This is a genomic window from Cohaesibacter intestini (assembly GCF_003324485.1).
GTDB classification, from domain to species: domain Bacteria; phylum Pseudomonadota; class Alphaproteobacteria; order Rhizobiales; family Cohaesibacteraceae; genus Cohaesibacter; species Cohaesibacter intestini.
Genome location: NZ_QODK01000001.1, coordinates 196,252 through 212,986 on the forward strand (window position 1 = coordinate 196,252; position 16,735 = coordinate 212,986).

At 57.5% G+C, this 16,735-nt stretch carries 15 protein-coding genes; 9 read left to right on the forward strand and 6 right to left on the reverse strand.

Annotation, left to right across the window (positions count from 1 at the left end; all coding sequences use genetic code 11):
- Positions 1–9 precede the first annotated feature (9 nt).
- From DSD30_RS00890 to gndA, 3 genes are read left to right on the forward strand one after another with little or no spacing between them, the layout of a single operon-like run.
- Positions 10–582, forward strand: coding sequence for a TRAP transporter small permease subunit (locus DSD30_RS00890; RefSeq protein WP_114007722.1), 573 nt, complete (start codon positions 10–12; stop codon positions 580–582).
- The gene (locus DSD30_RS00895; RefSeq protein ID WP_114007723.1) at positions 575–1,906 is read left to right on the forward strand and encodes a TRAP transporter large permease; all 1,332 of its coding nucleotides are present in this window, start codon (positions 575–577) and stop codon (positions 1,904–1,906) included. Before DSD30_RS00890 ends, DSD30_RS00895 begins: the two co-directional genes overlap by 8 nt.
- 1 nt (position 1,907) lies before the next feature.
- Positions 1,908–3,317, forward strand: coding sequence for an NADP-dependent phosphogluconate dehydrogenase (gndA, locus tag DSD30_RS00900; RefSeq protein ID WP_114007724.1), 1,410 nt, complete (start codon positions 1,908–1,910; stop codon positions 3,315–3,317).
- 6 nt (positions 3,318–3,323) lie between these two features.
- Here the strand turns inward: gndA and DSD30_RS00905 are convergent, their stop codons facing one another.
- Positions 3,324–4,262 carry a LysR family transcriptional regulator gene (locus DSD30_RS00905; RefSeq protein WP_198662763.1) on the reverse strand — a complete coding sequence of 313 codons (939 nt, stop codon included), beginning with the start codon at positions 4,260–4,262 and terminating at the stop codon, positions 3,324–3,326.
- 121 nt (positions 4,263–4,383) lie between these two features.
- Here DSD30_RS00905 and DSD30_RS00910 point away from each other — a divergent pair, with 121 nt between their 5' ends.
- Both DSD30_RS00910 and dcuC read left to right on the forward strand, forming a co-directional pair.
- Complete coding sequence (locus DSD30_RS00910) at positions 4,384–5,244, forward strand: alpha/beta fold hydrolase (protein ID WP_157967504.1); 861 nt, start codon at positions 4,384–4,386, stop codon at positions 5,242–5,244.
- A 53-nt stretch (positions 5,245–5,297) separates the two neighbouring features.
- The gene (dcuC, locus tag DSD30_RS00915) at positions 5,298–6,674 is read left to right on the forward strand and encodes a C4-dicarboxylate transporter DcuC (protein WP_114007727.1); all 1,377 of its coding nucleotides are present in this window, start codon (positions 5,298–5,300) and stop codon (positions 6,672–6,674) included.
- 104 nt (positions 6,675–6,778) lie between these two features.
- Here dcuC and DSD30_RS00920 read toward each other — a convergent pair whose 3' ends face one another.
- A complete protein-coding gene (locus DSD30_RS00920) occupies positions 6,779–7,492 on the reverse strand; it encodes a hypothetical protein (RefSeq protein ID WP_114007728.1) in 714 nt (237 codons plus the stop codon).
- Positions 7,493–7,843: 351 nt separating this feature from the next.
- Here DSD30_RS00920 and DSD30_RS00925 point away from each other — a divergent pair, with 351 nt between their 5' ends.
- The 4 genes from DSD30_RS00925 to DSD30_RS00940 all read left to right on the forward strand — a co-directional run bounded on the left by DSD30_RS00925 (position 7,844) and on the right by DSD30_RS00940 (position 10,898).
- Positions 7,844–8,662, forward strand: a complete 819-nt coding sequence (locus DSD30_RS00925) for a transporter substrate-binding domain-containing protein (RefSeq protein WP_245418321.1) — start codon at positions 7,844–7,846, stop codon at positions 8,660–8,662.
- A gap of 83 nt (positions 8,663–8,745) precedes the next feature.
- Positions 8,746–9,399, forward strand: coding sequence for an amino acid ABC transporter permease (locus tag DSD30_RS00930; RefSeq protein ID WP_245418322.1), 654 nt, complete (start codon positions 8,746–8,748; stop codon positions 9,397–9,399).
- 8 nt (positions 9,400–9,407) lie between these two features.
- Entirely contained in the window at positions 9,408–10,067 is a 660-nt protein-coding gene (locus DSD30_RS00935; protein ID WP_114007731.1) for an amino acid ABC transporter permease, read from the forward strand.
- 27 nt (positions 10,068–10,094) lie between these two features.
- Positions 10,095–10,898, forward strand: a complete 804-nt coding sequence (locus tag DSD30_RS00940; protein WP_114007732.1) for an amino acid ABC transporter ATP-binding protein — start codon at positions 10,095–10,097, stop codon at positions 10,896–10,898.
- Positions 10,899–11,016: 118 nt separating this feature from the next.
- Here DSD30_RS00940 and DSD30_RS00945 read toward each other — a convergent pair whose 3' ends face one another.
- The 4 genes from DSD30_RS00945 to nikR all read right to left on the reverse strand — a co-directional run bounded on the left by DSD30_RS00945 (position 11,017) and on the right by nikR (position 16,647).
- The gene (locus tag DSD30_RS00945; RefSeq protein ID WP_114007733.1) at positions 11,017–12,189 is read right to left on the reverse strand and encodes an osmoprotectant NAGGN system M42 family peptidase; all 1,173 of its coding nucleotides are present in this window, start codon (positions 12,187–12,189) and stop codon (positions 11,017–11,019) included.
- A 12-nt stretch (positions 12,190–12,201) separates the two neighbouring features.
- Entirely contained in the window at positions 12,202–14,001 is a 1,800-nt protein-coding gene (ngg, locus tag DSD30_RS00950) for an N-acetylglutaminylglutamine synthetase (RefSeq protein ID WP_114007734.1), read from the reverse strand.
- Between the two features lie 4 nt (positions 14,002–14,005).
- A complete protein-coding gene (locus tag DSD30_RS00955) occupies positions 14,006–15,781 on the reverse strand; it encodes an N-acetylglutaminylglutamine amidotransferase (protein WP_114007735.1) in 1,776 nt (591 codons plus the stop codon).
- Between the two features lie 368 nt (positions 15,782–16,149).
- Positions 16,150–16,647 (reverse strand): nickel-responsive transcriptional regulator NikR, encoded by a 498-nt coding sequence (gene nikR, locus DSD30_RS00960; RefSeq protein ID WP_114007736.1) that lies wholly within the window; start codon positions 16,645–16,647, stop codon positions 16,150–16,152.
- Between the last annotated feature and the right edge of the window lie 88 nt (positions 16,648–16,735).

Sequence of the window (16,735 nt, forward strand, 5' to 3'; positions counted from 1 at the left end):
GGAAGGCAAATGGAACCAGAAAAAACATCATCAGACAATCAGCGGGACCCAGCATCCCCTGCCCCGGTTCAATCGCCGGTTCTGACCCTGCTGGATCGGGCCATCATTCGAGTCGGCCATACGCTCAGTTTGCTGTTTTTCGTCTCCTGCCTGATCATCATATTCGAGATTGTCGCGCGGTATGTGTTCAATTCGCCGACCTTCTGGGTGCATGAGACAACCACACTCCTGTGTGCCTTGCTGTTTGCCTATGGCGGTGTCCATTGCATGGCCAACAACAAGCATATCCGCATCGGACTGATCTATGACACCGTGTCCGCCAAGGTGCGGCGCTATCTCGACATCCTGATTTCAACCCTGCTGCTGATCTATGCGCTCATTCTGGCCTATGCAGCGGGGCTGGTCGCCTATGAGGCCCTTTACACCCCTTGGGGCGCGTTCCGCATGGAGACCAGCGGCAGTGCGTGGGATCCGCCCTTCCCGGCAATTATCAAGAGTTTTCTCTTTCTGGTGCTGGCCCTGATGGTCGTCCAGACCGCCCTGCACCTGGTTCATCATATCCGGAGGAAAGTTGATGCCTGAACTTTTCGATCTCAGTTCCATTGGCATCGCTTGGGGCAGCATTCTGTTGCTGGGCATGATGCTCACTCTGCTGGCCACCGGCATGCCACTGGCCTTTGTCACCGGTCTGGTTGCCGCCTTCTTCACCATCTTCTGGGTGGGACCGGAAACGGCGATGATCACTGCCAGCCGGGTCTTCAGTTTCACCACCTCTTACGTTTTTGTCGCCGTGCCGATGTTCGTGCTGATGGCGTCGATCCTTGACCGGTCAGGCATTGCACGGGATTTGTTCAACGCCATGCGGATGGTGGGCGGTAGCCTGCGCGGCGGTGTGGCAGTCCAGACCCTGATTGTCGCTGTCTTTCTGGCGGCCATGTCAGGCATCATTGGCGGGGAAACCGTGCTGTTGGGTCTGCTGGCCCTGCCGCAAATGCTGCGCCTTGGCTATGATCGCAATCTGGCGATCGGGACGGTTGCCGCAGGTGGGACCCTTGGCACCATGGTGCCGCCATCGATCGTGTTGATCATTTATGGCCTGATTGCCAATGTCTCGATTTCCGATCTGTTCACGGCGGCTTTCCTGCCTGCCTTGATGTTGGCCTCCTTCTACGTGATCTATGTTCTGACCCGCTGTTATCTCAATCCGGCGATGGCTCCGATTGCCACCGGCGATGAGCTGGAAATGTCCACCGCGGAGAAATTTGCCGCTCTCAAAGGCGTGGCTTTGCCAGTGGTCATTGCGATGTCCGTGCTGGGCAGCATCTATGCAGGCATCGCCTCGGTGACGGAAGCCTCAGGCATTGGTGCCTTCGGCATCGCGTTCTCGACATGGGTCCGTGGGGAATTGACTTGGAAGTTGCTCAAAGAGAGCGCCATCCAGACCCTGAATACCTGCGGCATGATTATCTGGATCGGCATTGGTGCCAGCGTGCTGGTGGGTGTCTATAACCTGATGGGTGGCATTCACTTTGTCGAAACGCTGATCCTCAATTTCGGCGATGGGTCGCCGCTGGCGATCATCCTGTTGATGATGGCTATCCTGTTCATGCTGGGCATGTTTCTCGATTGGGTGGGCGTGGCCCTTCTGACCATGCCGATATTCGTACCGATCGTGATGAAGCTGGGCTACGACCCGGTCTGGTTCGGGGTGGTCTTTGCGATGAACATGCAGGTCTCCTTCCTGTCACCTCCCTTTGGTCCTGCGGCCTTCTATCTGAAGTCCGTTGCACCGGAAGGCATCACGCTGAACGACATTTTCCGTTCGGTGTTGCCCTTCATCGCCATGCAAATTCTGGCGGTTGCCCTGCTGATCGCCTTCCCGACACTCGCTCTTTGGTGGAAATAAAATGAAACATGCTGATTTTGCCGTTATCGGTCTTGGCGTCATGGGGCTGGGACTGGCGGAAAATCTCGCCCGCAATGGGGTACGCGTCGCCGGTTTTGATCTGGATGCGGACCGTCGGGCCACTCTGGCAAGGCTGGGTGAGCGGACGGACGGGATCACCACCGCCGCCACCTTGTCCGATCTGGTAGCGACCCTTTCGGTGCCGCGACAGATCTTGTTGATGGTGCCAGCCGGTATACCGGTTGACCGGGCCATTGCCGATCTCAAGCCGCTCCTGTCTGCTGGCGACTGCATCATCGACGGTGGCAACTCGCATTTCCTTGAGACCGAGCGACGACATCAGGGACTTGTAGCGGACAAGATCCACTTTTTCGGCATGGGCGTTTCCGGCGGCGAAGCCGGGGCGCGCAATGGCCCGGCCCTGATGCCCGGTGGCGACCGGGCTGCCTTTGACAAGATGGAGCCAATCCTCAAGAAAGTGGCAGCCAAGGCGGCAGAAGACGGGGAGCCATGCGTTAGTTATATCGGCGCAAAGGGCGCTGGCCACTTTGTCAAGATGGTCCATAACGGCATCGAATATGCCGAAATGCAGCTGCTTGCCGAGATCTATTACCTGCTCGCCCGCGTCTATGGCCAACCAGCCAGAACCATCGGTGAAATTTTCGAAGGCTGGAACCAGGGCGAGGATCGCTCATACCTGCTGGGCGTCAGTGCAGCTGTGTTGCAAAAGGACGATCCGGAAACGGGCCTTGCGGCGGTCGATATCATTCTTGATCGGGCGGGTCAGAAAGGCACCGGTAAATGGACGACCCAGACAGCGCTGGATTTGGGTGTCGGAGTGCCTTCCATTACGGCGGCACTGGATGCCCGGATCCTTTCCTCCATGACGACGGCGCGGTCGGCTTTGTCTGCCAGTTTCGAAAGCCCCTCCCTTGATCCGCTTCCGCTTGATGCAGAGATACTGACCCGGATGCGGGACAGTTTGCTGGTTGGGCGGATCATCGGCTTTGCCCAAGGGCTGGAAATGATGAAGACGGCCTCTGAGGACCATCAGTTCGGACTTGATCTGCCGGCCATTGCACGCGGCTGGCGTGCGGGCTGCATTCTGGCCTCCCCGTTGCTCGATCATATTGCAGGTGCGATTGAAGGGACGGACGACTTTGTTCATCTTCTGGCACTGCCATGGTTCAAAGCACAGCTCGAAGACAAACTGCCAAGCCTCAAGCAGATGATCCTTGCCGGTCTGGCTGCGGACCTTCCGCTGCCGGTGATGACCGCCTCCAAGGGCTATGTCGACAGTCTGCGCCAGACGCGTCTGCCAGCCAATCTCATTCAGGGGCAGCGGGACTATTTCGGTGCCCATGGCTTTGAGCGCACCGATCAGGCGGGGTCCCATCACCTCGCATGGTGATGGGCTTCAATCGACCAAGCGCTCGCCCCCCGGTCCGACGGGAATGATCGAGCCTTCGGCGGCACGTGTCTCGATTTCGTCTCGCAGCAGAGACGTCAGGGCCTCGACCAGCGGGTCGGGGTCATCGCTGCGGTGACGGATCACCCCAAAGGCCACCCAGCGCGTCGGGTTCAGCGGACGGGTCGTCACCCGGCGGTCATCCATGGCCAGCATGCTGAGGCGATCGATGATGGTCAACCCCGCCCCATTGGCCACCAGATGCTGGGCCATTTGCGATGAGCCGGTCAGAATTTCCTGTTCTATTTTCACCTCATGGGCTTCAAACAAAGCGTCGGTCTGCTTGCGCAGCAGCATACCGGGAAATTGCTGGATCAGCGTCTCGCATCTCAGGTCTTCCGGCGCGATCACCTCTTTTTTGCAAAAGGGGTGATCGGTTGGCATCAACACTTCGAGTGCGGCGCGGGCCAGCGGCGTGCTGGTCGCCGCGCGATGGGCAATCGGCACATTGCCAAAACCCAAATCATATTCCCTGCCATTGATCCAGCTTTCGATATCCCGGTGGGAGCGAATATCGAGGGAGACCTTGACGCTTGGATGCTTCTTGGTGAATCGGGCCATGGCCGGGGCCATGATCGAAAGCGCCGCGCGGGGCATGGTGACAACGCGCAAATGTTTGAGGCGGTGCGCACGGATTTCATCGGCAATACGCGGAATTTCCTGCAACCCGGCCAGAATGCGCCGCGCTTCGCGGTCAAAGGCCACGCCCTCATCGGTCAGATGCAGGCGCTGCCTTTCCCGCTTGAACAAGGTCAGCCGCAATTCCGCCTCCAGCACCGCGATCAGACGGCTGACCGCTGGCTGGCTGAGATTGAGCAGCTTGGCGGCACTGCTGACCGTGCCTTCCTGAACCACCGCGTTGAATGCCTGAAGTGCTTTGATATTCACCTTGCCCCTCCTCACCTTATCAGGAAATTGCATAATATCATTTAACCTATGCATTATCCATATGATGGGATCACACCTATAGTGATGGGCAGTTCAATATTCAATGCACAAGAGGCTCATCATGTCGCCAGACGCGACCCTTTCATGGTCCCCTTCTGTCACGGACCTGATGCAACAGCTGCCAGAGCGGCGCTGCATCGATGTCAACGGCCTGCCGATCTCCTACCGCGACAAGGGGACAGGCCAGCCCATCTTGTTTCTCCATGGCCTGCTTGGCAGTGCGGATAGCTGGGTGCTTCAGATGCTTGGCCTCAGCGCCAAGGCGCGCGTGATTGCGTGGGATGCGCCGGGCTATGGCCAGTCGGCAGACATGGAACCGGATCTTGAGATGTTTGCAGAGCAATTGCGCGGCTTCATCAAGGCGCTGGCGCTGCCGTCTCTGACCCTTGTCGGCCATTCGATGGGCGGCACTTTGGCAGCCCGGATTGCGGCGGATCCGGTGCCTTTGCTCGACCGGCTGGTCATTTCCTGCAGCCATGCTGGCTATGGTGAACCCGCAGACACGCCTCCAAGCGAGAAGCTGGTCGAGCGGATCCACATTCTCAAACAACAGGGGGCCGAGGCCTATGGACGCAGCCGCGCGACCCATATGGTCGCCCATCCGGTTGATCCCTTCGCACTGGAGCTCGCCGCCTATGTTGCCGCAGGCACCCGCGCGGATGGGCTATATTCAGCAACCCGGATGCTACAATTTGCCGATTTACGCCCTTTCTACAAACAGATCCGCCTTCCGACATGGATTTTGTTTGGCGGTGCGGACCCGGTGGTGCGCTCCGATCTGTCAGCTGAGCTCAAATCCCTGACCCCACAGGCCACCCATATCACGTTGCCCAATGTGGGCCACGCCCCTTATCTGGAAGATGCGGAAGGCTATGAGGCCGTTCTTGCTCCGATTCTGGAGACATCGCTTCCGTCCCGCTGACGCCCAATTGATTTCTGGCAATCAACGAACCTGAATTATTCTGGGAGGATTATATGTTAGGTTTCCTCATCGGCCTCGTGGTCACCATCGGCGTGGCCTGGCTCATCATCAAGAAATATCAGGCCCACACGGTCCTGCTGCTGGCGGGTCTGTTGCTGCTCACTCTGACCCTGTTTGTGGCCCCGGACACATCCATCCTGTTCAAGAAGGCAAAGTCGACCGGGCTGTCGCTGTTTGATATATTCGACTATGTCCGGGGGTCTCTGGCTTATCGGGCCGCAGGCCTTGGCATGATCATCATGGCGGCGGGTGGCTTTGCCAAATATATGGATCATATCGGGGCGACCGATGCGATGGTCAATGTGGCCATTCGCCCTTTGGGCTTGCTCAATGCGCCCTATATGGTTTTGGCGTTGGGCTATGCGGTGGGTCAGTTTCTCAACATCTTCATTCCCAGTGCAGCGGGCCTTGCCATGCTGTTGCTGGTCACCTTTTTCCCCACCTTGGTGCGCCTTGGGGTCAGCCGGGCTGCTGCCGCTGCGATGATCGGCACGACCGCCGTGCTCGATCTGGGGCCAGCGTCCGGGGCGTCCAACCTTGCGGCCAAAACCGCCGAGCTGGATGTGGCGGTCTATTTCGCCCAGCATCAGTTGCCAGTCGGTCTCGCTGCCATCGCTGTCATCACCATTCTGACTTATGTCAGCGGACGCTATTTTGATGGCAAAGCCGGGCATGTGGTTGCCGCAGATGGTCCACGCTTGCAGGCAGAGGGCGCAACGGACAAGCCAGCAGCGCCTGCCTTTTATGCGCTTTTGCCAATGATCCCGCTCACCCTGATCCTGATCTTCTCCAAGCTGGTCATCAGCTCGGTCAAGCTGAATGTGGTCACGGCAATGCTGATCGGCGCGCTGATCGCGCTTGTTTGTGAGATCATCCGCCATCGCGACGGCAAGGCGGTCAGCAAGGGCTTCATGGCCTTCTTTGACGGTATGGGGCAGATGTTTGCCCGCATCGTGTCGCTGGTGGTCTGTGCCGAGATCTTTGCCGCTGGCCTCAGAACCATCGGCATGGTCGACTTCCTGATCCAGAGTGCCCAGGGGGCTGGCTTTGGCATCACCGCGATGACCTTGGTCATGTGTGCGATGGTGACGGTAATCGCGGTGATTACCGGATCGGGCAATGCGGCCTTCTTTTCCTTTGGCCATCTGGCGCCGAATATCGCATCGAGCTTTGGCGCAACCTCGGTTGCCATGCTGCTGCCGATGCAGTTGACCGCCGGTCTCGCCCGCTCCATGTCACCGGTTGCAGGCGTCATCATCGCGGTGAGCGACGCGGGCCAATGCAGCCCGATCGAGATTGTCCGCCGGACGGCCTTGCCAGTGCTGGGCGGCATCGTAACGGTGGTGCTGACCAGTGTGATCTTTGCCTGATGCAAAGGCAAGAAAAGGGGGCACAGAGCCCCCTTTTTGTTCGACATTCACTCTGGTCGAGCTGCGTTTCGCAACAAATCCCGGCAAGGCATAAACACGAAAAATCAGCCAAATTTGAGGAACAATTTGGCATAGGCGGGCTTCAAGCTCTTGATGGCCTTGGCGACCGCCATCGGGTCATTGTCGTCAAGCGCAGCACGCAAGCCATTGATTGATTGATGCAGGCCATTCAGCAGCGCCTTGAATGCGTCCTGATCCTGATAGGCCACAGGAACATGCGCGGTGATGTCCTTGGCGAGATAGGCCAGCACACCCAGTTGCTCGTGGATGTCTCCCGCCAGTTTCGGGCTCCAGCTCTCCTTGGAAAGCTTCACATTGAGGAGATGTTCCATCTCGCTGTGATAGGCATTGATGTAACTTGAGAAAACACGAATGCCGTTGCGGTCCCGCAAGCCGTCCAGCTCATCGCGGATCGCTTCGAGAATTTCGTGGGCTTCGGCCACCTTGCCCTCTTTGGTGGCGGCGTCTGCCTTCACCGCAATCGCTTTGATATCGGTGAGGGTCTTTGACCAGTTGGCCTCCCCTTCATAGCGGGCGGGGGCCGTGGTGTAACTGGTCAGGATGGTGCCATCCCAGATTTTCAGGAACTTGCCAATGGCCATCTTCGTGGCTTCGGCATCGTTCTGATTGCTTTTGAATAGCGCGACCCGATAAGGAGCATAGGCCTTGTCGACATCCTCATCAAAACCTGCCATGGCAGGCAGGCTGCTGGCGGTCAGAAGCAGGACGCCAAAGAGCGGTTTGGTCCAGTTTTGCATGATCAATCCCCATAATTAGTTATATTCGAAACCATGATATCATTGCCTTCATACTATGGGAACAGAGCCGCTTTTGCCCGTATCAAAGTGTCTCGGATTGTATCTTTGTTTGTCTGCTCAACTTGCCTAATTCAGCCATGGATATATCGCTACACATAATTCGGGGATGCATGACCCCAATCCTTCCTCCATGTTTGGTGCAATCGCTACGTCTTCCTGCGCATAAGGCAGGCAATCACTTGTGCAAAAGACCATTTTCGCCCTTCTGGCGGTATTTTGATCAAAGAATTCCGACAGCAAACGAAATTTATTGCCATCAACTTCTCATGATCCAATCGGGAGACACCAAATATGAAAATGAAGTTTCTTGGCATTGTTGCCGCTGCTGCCGTCAGCTTTGGCTTTGCCTCTGTCGCTCAGGCCGACCTGTTGGCCGACATCAAGGCAAAAGGCAAAATCACTGCTGCCACTGAAATGCACTATGCCCCTTATGACATGCTCAAGGATGGCGAATATCAGGGTATTTGCCGCGACATGTTTGATGAAGTGGCCAAGGAACTGGGCGTCGAAGTGGAATATCTCGATTTGCCATGGCAGTCGATCCTGCCGGGACTGGAAGCAGGCAAATTCGACTTTGTCCATGCCCCCGTCACCATGACCGCTGAACGGATGAAGCGCTATGCCTTCACCCTGCCAATGGGCAACGCCACTGTGGCTCTGGCCAAGAAAGCAGGCGACGACAGTATCTCGAAGGCTGAAGACATTGCTGGCAAGAAAGTCGGCTCGCAGAAAGGCTCCGCCGAGCTGGCTGAGTTGGAAAAGCTGGCTGGCAGCGTTTCTCCTGCGGCTGATGTGCGCGGCTATGTCAATATCGACGAAGCCCTGGCCGATCTGGCGGCAGGCCGCATTCAGGGCGTTGCCAATGCGGTGGGCCTGATGGGTTATGCCGCAACCCAGCGTCCGGGTCTGTTTGAACTGGTGTTGCCCCCCTTTGGTGAGCCAGCCTATTTTGGCTGGGTGGCCCGTCATGGCGAAGACAGCGCGACGCTGGTTGCCGCCATCAATGAGGCTCTGTTGAAAATGCACAAGGATGGCCGCCTCAAGGCAATCAACGAAAAGTGGCTCGGAGCCAATCCGGAGTTGCCAACCGAGATGCCGGTCGTTAAATAAGCACGCGCATGCATCCGGCAAATCTCTGTCGGATGCTTCTTTCCTTTTGCCTTTTTGCGAGCAACGATGCGGAGTCCGAACAATTGAGCTTTTCGTTCGACACGATATTGCACAATTTTCCCTATTTGCTGGCAGCCGCCAGATGGACTCTGCTGATCTCGCTGTCCGGTATGGCCATCTCTCTGGTCTGGGGCATTTTCCTGTGCGCCGGCCGAATGTCTAAAGGGCACCTTCTGTCAAATGGTGCCGCCCTCTATATCAGCTTCTTTCGCGGCGTGCCTTTGCTCGTCCAGCTGCTGATGTTCTATTATATGCTTCCCTATATCGGCATTGATCTGCCCGCCGTGCAGGCGGCCATTTTGGCGGTTGGCATGTGTTCGGCAGCCTATACGGCAGAGATTTTGCGTGGTGCGCTGATGGCGATCCCGGCGGGGCAAAGCGAAGCGGCCCATGCCCTTGGCATGTCGAGCCTGTCCCTTTGGAAACGTATTCTGGTGCCGCAAGCCATCCGCATCAGCATGCCCAGTCTGGTCAATGAACTGATCCTGTTGGTCAAGGTATCGTCGCTGGCCAGCGTGGTCGGCATTGGTGAATTGACCCGTATTTCGCAGAATATCGCTGGCGAGACCTATCGCCCGCTGGAAATCTATCTGGCGGCAGCGGTCATTTATTTTGTCATCAATTGGATCCTGTCAATCGGTGGTCGTCTGATTGAGCGCAAATTGCAGGTCGGATAGGAGCGGATATGGAGCTTGATCTTTTTGTCCGCTATGGCCCGGCCTTGTTGTCCGGCTTCGGGGTGACCATTCTGTGCTGGTTGGTGGGCTCGCTTGGCGGGTTGGTGTTTGGCTTTTCGCTCGCCTGCCTCAATCGTTGGGGGCCGCGGCCACTGGGCTGGCTGATCTATGCCTATGTCGAGGTGATCCGCGGCACCCCCTTCATGATCCAGCTGTTCATCCTCTATTATGGCGGGCCTTATATCGGGCTGGTGCTGGAGCCGGTGGAAGCGGGGATCCTGAGCTTCATCCTCTATGGCAGCCCCTATTTTGCCGAAATTTTCCGCTCCGGCTTCAATGCGGTGCCGCAAGGCCAGATCGAGGCGGCGCGCTGTGTTGGCCTGTCGGAAAAGCGCATCCTCTGGCGGATCATCCTGCCGCAAATGCTGGTGCCGATCACTGCGCCGCTGACCAATTTCTTCATTATCCTGACCAAGGAAACCGCCATCCTGTCCGTGGTGACCGTGCCTGAGCTGCTCTATGAGACCCAGACCATGGCAGCGGAAACCTTTTCCTTTGTCGAGCCGTTCCTTGCGCTGTCGCTGTTTTATTGGCTGATGGTGCTGGGGGCCAACTGGCTGGGCAAAAGGGTGGAAGCGCGCGTGACCCGTCACCTGCGCCGCGCCTGATTGGAGAGAGATTTGACCGAGACATCCATGCCCTATTCCTCCCCGTCCGACGATGTGATCATCGCGGTGCGTCAGCTGTCGAAACATTTCGATGATTTCGCCGCACTGAGCGAGATTTCGCTTGATGTGCATCGCTCCGAGGTCCTGTGCCTGATCGGTCCGTCCGGGTCGGGCAAGTCGACCTTGCTGCGCTGTCTCAATTTTCTTGAGGAATATGACCAAGGCGAAGTGCGGCTGGATGGCGATCTTATTGGCTGGAAAGAGGGAGGCGCATCCCCGCGCAAGGCCCTGACGGGCGAGGCGTTGCGCAGCCAGCGCCAGCAGATCGGCATGGTGTTCCAGCATTTTCATCTCTGGCCGCATATGTCGGCACTCGACAATGTGGCCGAGGCGCTCGTCAGCGTCAAAGGCCTCAGCCGAGCCAAGGCCCGCACCAAAGCCCATGAAGCCCTGACCAAGGTGCATTTGTCCGACAAGGCAGAGAGCTATCCGGCCAATCTCTCCGGCGGGCAGCAGCAGCGCGTGGCCATTGCCCGGGCCATTGCGATGGAACCAAGGGTGATGCTGTTTGATGAACCGACCTCGGCGCTCGACCCGGAGCTGGTCGGCGAAGTCTTGAGCGTGATGAAGGAAATGGCATCGGAAGGCATGACCATGGTGGTGGTGACCCACGAAATGGGCTTTGCCGCCCATGTGGCCGACAGGGTGGCCTTTCTTGATGCAGGCCGTTTGGTGACCTGTGTGCCACCAAAAGAAATTTTTGCGCAAGAACCGGAAGACCAAAGGGTGCGCGATTTTCTCCAGACCTATCGCGACCGCAACGTGGTCTAGAGACAGAGCGAACGAACGCGCACAGCAGAGCAAGCCTCCCCACTCACTCCCTGCGCACGCCTTCCCGCTTCAGCCTTCACGCCCCGCCTCAGTCGTCTCGCTTTGGCGGGCACCTCGTTCAGGCTTGCGGTCCGAGTTCCTCATTGTCTACATCACGGGTCAGATCCTGCTCGGCGTCGTCGGTCTTCTGTTTGGTGAAGCCGGTGATGCCTTCGGCATATTGCTCGAAATCCCGCTTGATCTCCACCGGACTGCCGACATAGGCGGTGATCAGTTCTGACAACGACCTTAAGGCATGCATGTGGATCCGCTCGTATCCGTGGGAGGCATCAACGCCAAAAGTGATCAAAGCGGTGCGGACATCGGCCCCGGCCTCCACGGCACTGGCGGAATCCGAACGGTAATAACGGAAGATGTCCTTCTGGAACCGGATGTCATTTTCCTTGCAAAGGTCAACCAGCTTCTTGGTCAGATGATAGTCGAACGGTCCGGTCTGGTCGGCCATGCCGATGGTGACGCCAAACTCGTCGGAATTCTGCCCCGGAGCCGAGGTGCCGTTATCGACAGAGATCATCGACGCGACCTCCGGCGTGAGCACGGAAGACGCGCCGACGCCGACCTCCTCGGCAATGGTGAACAGAAAATGGATGTCGACCGGCGTTCGCAATTCGGCATCCTGCATGGCCTTGAGGGCCGTCAAGGCCACAGCGACACCAGCCTTGTTGTCAAGATGGCGAGAAACAATGAACCCGTTGTCGATGAATTCGGCCTGCGGATCGATGGAAACAATGTCGCCGACATCGATGGTCAGCTTTTCCAGATCATCCCGGTTGCGGGCCAGCGCATCGATACGCAATTCCACATGGTCCCAGCCGATCGGAGCCTGATCGATTTCCTCATTGAAGGTGTGACCGGACGCCTTCAACGGCAGGATGGTACCGCGATAGGCTCCGTCTTCGGAAAAGATTGTAGCACGAGCGCCTTCGGCAAACCGGGCTGACCAGTGGCCAACCGGCACCAGCGCCAGACGGCCATTGTCCTGCAGCATCTTGACCTGCGCACCCAGCGTATCAAGATGGGTGACAATCGCGCGGGCACCCTTGCGGCGCGATCCCTGTCGGATGGCGCAGATGGCACCGCGCCGGGTCAGTTCGGCCTCAAGGCCCAGTGCCTCCAGTTCCTTGGTTACAAAGCGGACGATGGTGTCGGTATAGCCGGTCGGGCTCGGGATTTCCAATAACTGTGACAGGATGGATTGCAGATAGCCGGTATCAATTGCCAGCAATGTCATGACTTTCAGGCCTTATTCGGTTGCGTCTCGGTTCTGTTGCTGCTGCCGGACTGCGGCGGGCATCGAGCGCGGAAAGAGGAGATCGACAAAGCGTTCCGCAGTCGGCTGGGGCTCGTGATTGGCAAGGCCCGGCCGCTCATTGGCCTCGATGAAGACATAGTCCGGTTGACGATGATCCTTTACCATAAAATCGATCCCGGTGACAGGGATGTCAATCGCCTTGGCAGCCTTAACCGCGGCATCAATCAATCGCGGATGCACTTCTTCTGTGACATCGACAATGGTGCCGCCCGTATGGAGATTGGCGGTCTTGCGGACGGTGATTTCCCGGCCCCGTTCAGGACAGTCATCCATGCCCAGACCCGCTTCGATGACGCATCGTTCGGTTTCGGCATCGATCGGGATGGTGCTTTCGCCCCCGGTCGCCGCAGCGCGCCTGCGACTCTGGCTTTCGATCAATTGGCGGACGGTCTTTTTGCCATCACCAATGACCTTGGCTGGCAGGCGCAGGGCGGCGGCAACCACCCTGTCATCGATGACAACAAGACGTAGGTCATGGCCCTCATAGCAATCTTCCAGCAGCACATCGGGGCAGACTTTGCGGGCACGCTCGATGGCGGCCAAAACCGCGTCATAATTGCTGACACCAACTGCAATGCCCTGCCCCTGCTCACCGCGCGAGGGCTTGACGACCACGGAATCGTGATTGCGCAAAAAGCTCGAAATATCGGCCCCTTCGGCAAGATCCAGTTGCGCGGGAACCGCAACACCGGCCTGTTCAACCAGCTTGCGGGTCATCCGCTTGTCGTCGCAAATGGACAAGGTGACAGCGCTGGTCAGGTCGGTCAGTGACTCGCGGCACCGCACCGAACGGCCGCCATAGGTCAGACGGAAGAGGCCATAGGCCGCATCGAGAATCTCGACATGAATGCCGCGTCTGAGCGCCTCATCAACGATGATCTGGGCATAGGGATTGAGGCCCGTCTTCTGCTGATCGCCGACAAACAGCTTTTCGTTGATCTGGTTCTTGCGTTTGATGGCAAAGACATTGACCCTGCGAAAACCGAGCTTCTCGTAAAGGGCAATGGCCTGTTCGTTGTCATGCAGCACCGACAGATCCATATAGGAAGAGCCACGGGCCTTGAATTGTTCGGCCAGACGGCGCAGCAGGGATTCCCCCAGGCCCGCATGGGGCGCGGTGGGAGAGACCGCAAGGCACCAGAGGGACGAGCCCTTGTCCGGATCGTCAAAGGCCTTTTCGTGATCAATTCCCATCACCGATCCCAGAATGTCGCCGGTCTGGGCATCTTCAGCCACCAGCATGGTAACCGTGCCAGCATCCCTGTGTGACCAGAAAAATTCCGGCGGGATGGTAATCATTCCCCTTTCTGCGAGGATGACGTTTGTGGCATCGGCGTCGGCTTGGGTGGATATCCGACGAATATGGAAGGTCTGCCGCCGATCGCGGGCTGGGCGATAATTGGCCAGATCCAGGCGATAGGTATGGGACGGGTCAAGGAAAAACTCCTGTGGGGCTTGGGCCAAAACAACATGCGGATCGCGGACATAGAAGGCGATGTCTCTCTGCTCAGACTTCTCTTCTCGCATCACCTCGATCAGCTCCTCGGCATTTTCAAAGGTGTTGCCGAAGATCAGGCGACCCCAGCCGCAATCCAACGCCACGTTGGTGCGTCTGATTTCGTGGGAGGCATGGAGCGAGCTCATGCCTTCCTGCCTGATGCGCTGCAGCCGGTGTTGAGCCACGTGACGCTGTTGAGGCGTTTGCTTCTGTTTTTCCCGGTCGGTGCTCATTGCATCAGACCTCCTGCGCTTGCAGCCACAATTCCAGCAAAGCAACCTGCCACAGCTCGGAGCCGCGCAGGGGCGTAATGTGATCCGAAGGCGCATCAAACAGCCGATCCAGATAGGATTGCTGGAACAGACCGCGATCCTTGGCAGCTTGCGAGCCAAGTGCATCCTTGACCATTTCAAGATAGGGGCCTTCGATATATTTCAGCGCCGGCACCGGGAAATAGCCCTTGGGTCGATCAATGACCGCCGACGGGATCACCTGTCTGGACGCCTCCTTCAACACACCCTTGCCGCCATGGGCCAGTTTGTGCCTGCTGGGAATCCGCCCGGCCAGTTCCACCACCTCATGATCGAGGAACGGCACGCGGGCCTCAAGGCCCCAGGCCATGGTCATATTGTCGACCCGTTTGACCGGATCATCGACCAGCATGACGTTGGTGTCGAGGCGCAGGGCCTTGTCGACCGGATCCGATGCACCCGGACGGCAAAAATGCTCGGCAAGAAAGGCAAGGCTCTCATTGCGGTCGGCGAGATAATCGGGATTGAGATGGCGGGCCATGCGCTTCTGATCGCGGTCGAAAAAGGCCAGCGCGTAGCTTTCAATCGGGTTCGGAGCGCTCTGCAGCGGCTTGTACCAGTGATAGCCGCCAAAGACCTCGTCAGCCCCCTGACCCGACTGCACCACCTTGATGGTTTTGGAGACTTCACGGCTGAGCAGATAGAAACCGATATTGTCATAGGAGACCATCGGCTCAGACATCGCCTTGATGGCGTGAGGCAGATTCTCCATCATTTCGGCGGACGGAATGTGGATCTTGTGATGGTTGGTGCCATAGTGATTGGCGATGAGGTCGGAATATTCGAACTCGTTGCCTTTCTCATTGTTGGCATCTTCAAAGCCGATGGAATAGGTCGCCAGACCCTCCTGCCCCTGCTCAGCCAGCAGGCCGACAATCAGCGAACTGTCCACCCCACCGGATAGCAGCACGCCAACAGGCACATCACAGACCATGCGGCGGCGAACGGACTTGCGCAATTCTTCGAGCAGCAAATCACACCACTCGCCTTCCGAGCGGGCTTCATCTTCCGCACTGCGCTCGAAGGTTGGCTGCCAGTAGGTCTTCTCAGTCGAGTTGCCTTTCGCATCAATAATGCGCAGGGTCGCTGCAGGCAGTTTGCGCACACCATTCAGGATCGTGCGGGGTGCAGGCACCACCGCGTGCCATGTCATGTAATTGTGCAAGGCTGCGCGGTCGATAGACGTATCGACATCGCCTCCGGCAAGGATCGATTGCAGGCTGGAGGCAAAGCGGATATGTCCGGGGCCTTCATTCAGATAGAGCGGTTTGATGCCAAACCGGTCGCGGGCCATGATGATCCGGCCAGTACGCTTTTCATGAATGACGAAGGCGAACATGCCTTGCAGGCGCGGCAGGGCGTCTTCTCCCCATTGAGCCCAGGCCTTGAGAATGACTTCCGTATCCCCATGCGACTTGAAGCGATGACCGGCCTTTTGCAGCTCGGCGCGCAGTTCGGGATAATTGTAGATGCAGCCATTGAAGACCATGACTTGCTCATTGTCTTCATCAATGAAGGGCTGGCTGGACGCATCGGACAAGTCAATGATCTTCAGGCGCCGATGTCCCATACCCAACGGGCCTTCGACATGGGTCCCTGACGCATCGGGGCCACGCGAGGCGAGGCGGTCTGTCATGGTCTGGATTTTTTCGAGGGGAACGTGAGTGCCATCGAACCTGACTTCGCCGCAAATTCCACACATATTAAAATAGAGTCTCCTGCTGTTGATTTCAACTCTAATAATTAGTGTCGTAATGGTTACTATACAAGCCTTATGGCGAAAGCATGTCATTTTTGACGTGGAAGACTTGTGTGAACGCGCATAGCCGCATCCGTTGCCCGACCCCATGGGTGGACGGATATCCCGACGGCATCAGGGCAAGATCCTGACCTTGGATCTTGAGCTGCATGTGGGGCGGTCACTGGGCTAGAGGGTACGCAACTGCGCCCACGCAAGGCACAGGCAAAGGTTACCATGCCCCCATCAGGGTCAGGGTCAGGGTCAGGGTGCCCCAAACCATGTCCGTGCAGTGGTCAAGCGCTTGTCGCTTAACGCTAAATGCCTTGTTGCTATTTGCCTTGCTGCGATTTCTGAAAGGCTTGCTGCACATGTATATGACGATGGGGAGACGCTTCCTCTTCATCTTCATGGACGTGATGCTTGCCGTTGGCACTGATTGGCACCAGAGACAGGGCTCCGTGGGCCACTCCGCGCTCCAGAAACAGCGTTTCGGCGGCAGAGGCAATGTCACCGAGCTTGCCTTGCGTGACCTCGATTTCCAGCGCGGTGGAATGATCCAGCGGTACAGACAGAGAGGTCAAATGACGGTCATGGGCATCAAGCCGCCGCTTGGCCAGCCGGGCACCCAGATTGCGCTTTGTCTGATCGACAGTATAGGAAACAATTCCCAAGCAATCCGCATCATCCGGGCCGTCATGGCGGTCAAGCATTGCCCGGCGAACCAGATCGCGAATGGCTTCTGACCGATTTTTTGCACCGCTATCCCCCATATATTGGTCTAGGTCTGCGGCAATTTCATCGGAAAGCGTAATCGTGATGCGCTTCATCTCTTCCCCGGTCCTTTCGCTGTTTTCTTGGCTTTTCAGCCGGTGGTGAGCTTACCAGTAAAGAGCCTGGATCAGAAGAAGCAAAAAA

Bases quoted from the DNA above. Each gene is read 5' to 3' on its own strand.
- DSD30_RS00890 (WP_114007722.1), top strand. From the start codon at position 10: ATGGAACCAGAAAAAACATCATCAGACAATCAGCGGGACCCAGCATCC.
- DSD30_RS00895 (WP_114007723.1), top strand. From the start codon at position 575: ATGCCTGAACTTTTCGATCTCAGTTCCATTGGCATCGCTTGGGGCAGC.
- gndA (WP_114007724.1), top strand. From the start codon at position 1,908: ATGAAACATGCTGATTTTGCCGTTATCGGTCTTGGCGTCATGGGGCTG.
- DSD30_RS00910 (WP_157967504.1), top strand. From the start codon at position 4,384: ATGTCGCCAGACGCGACCCTTTCATGGTCCCCTTCTGTCACGGACCTG.
- dcuC (WP_114007727.1), top strand. From the start codon at position 5,298: ATGTTAGGTTTCCTCATCGGCCTCGTGGTCACCATCGGCGTGGCCTGG.
- DSD30_RS00920 (WP_114007728.1), bottom strand. From the start codon at position 7,492: ATGCAAAACTGGACCAAACCGCTCTTTGGCGTCCTGCTTCTGACCGCC.
- DSD30_RS00925 (WP_245418321.1), top strand. From the start codon at position 7,844: ATGAAAATGAAGTTTCTTGGCATTGTTGCCGCTGCTGCCGTCAGCTTT.
- DSD30_RS00935 (WP_114007731.1), top strand. From the start codon at position 9,408: ATGGAGCTTGATCTTTTTGTCCGCTATGGCCCGGCCTTGTTGTCCGGC.
- DSD30_RS00940 (WP_114007732.1), top strand. From the start codon at position 10,095: ATGCCCTATTCCTCCCCGTCCGACGATGTGATCATCGCGGTGCGTCAG.
- DSD30_RS00945 (WP_114007733.1), bottom strand. From the start codon at position 12,189: ATGACATTGCTGGCAATTGATACCGGCTATCTGCAATCCATCCTGTCA.
- ngg (WP_114007734.1), bottom strand. From the start codon at position 14,001: ATGAGCACCGACCGGGAAAAACAGAAGCAAACGCCTCAACAGCGTCAC.
- DSD30_RS00955 (WP_114007735.1), bottom strand. From the start codon at position 15,781: ATGTGTGGAATTTGCGGCGAAGTCAGGTTCGATGGCACTCACGTTCCC.
- nikR (WP_114007736.1), bottom strand. From the start codon at position 16,647: ATGAAGCGCATCACGATTACGCTTTCCGATGAAATTGCCGCAGACCTA.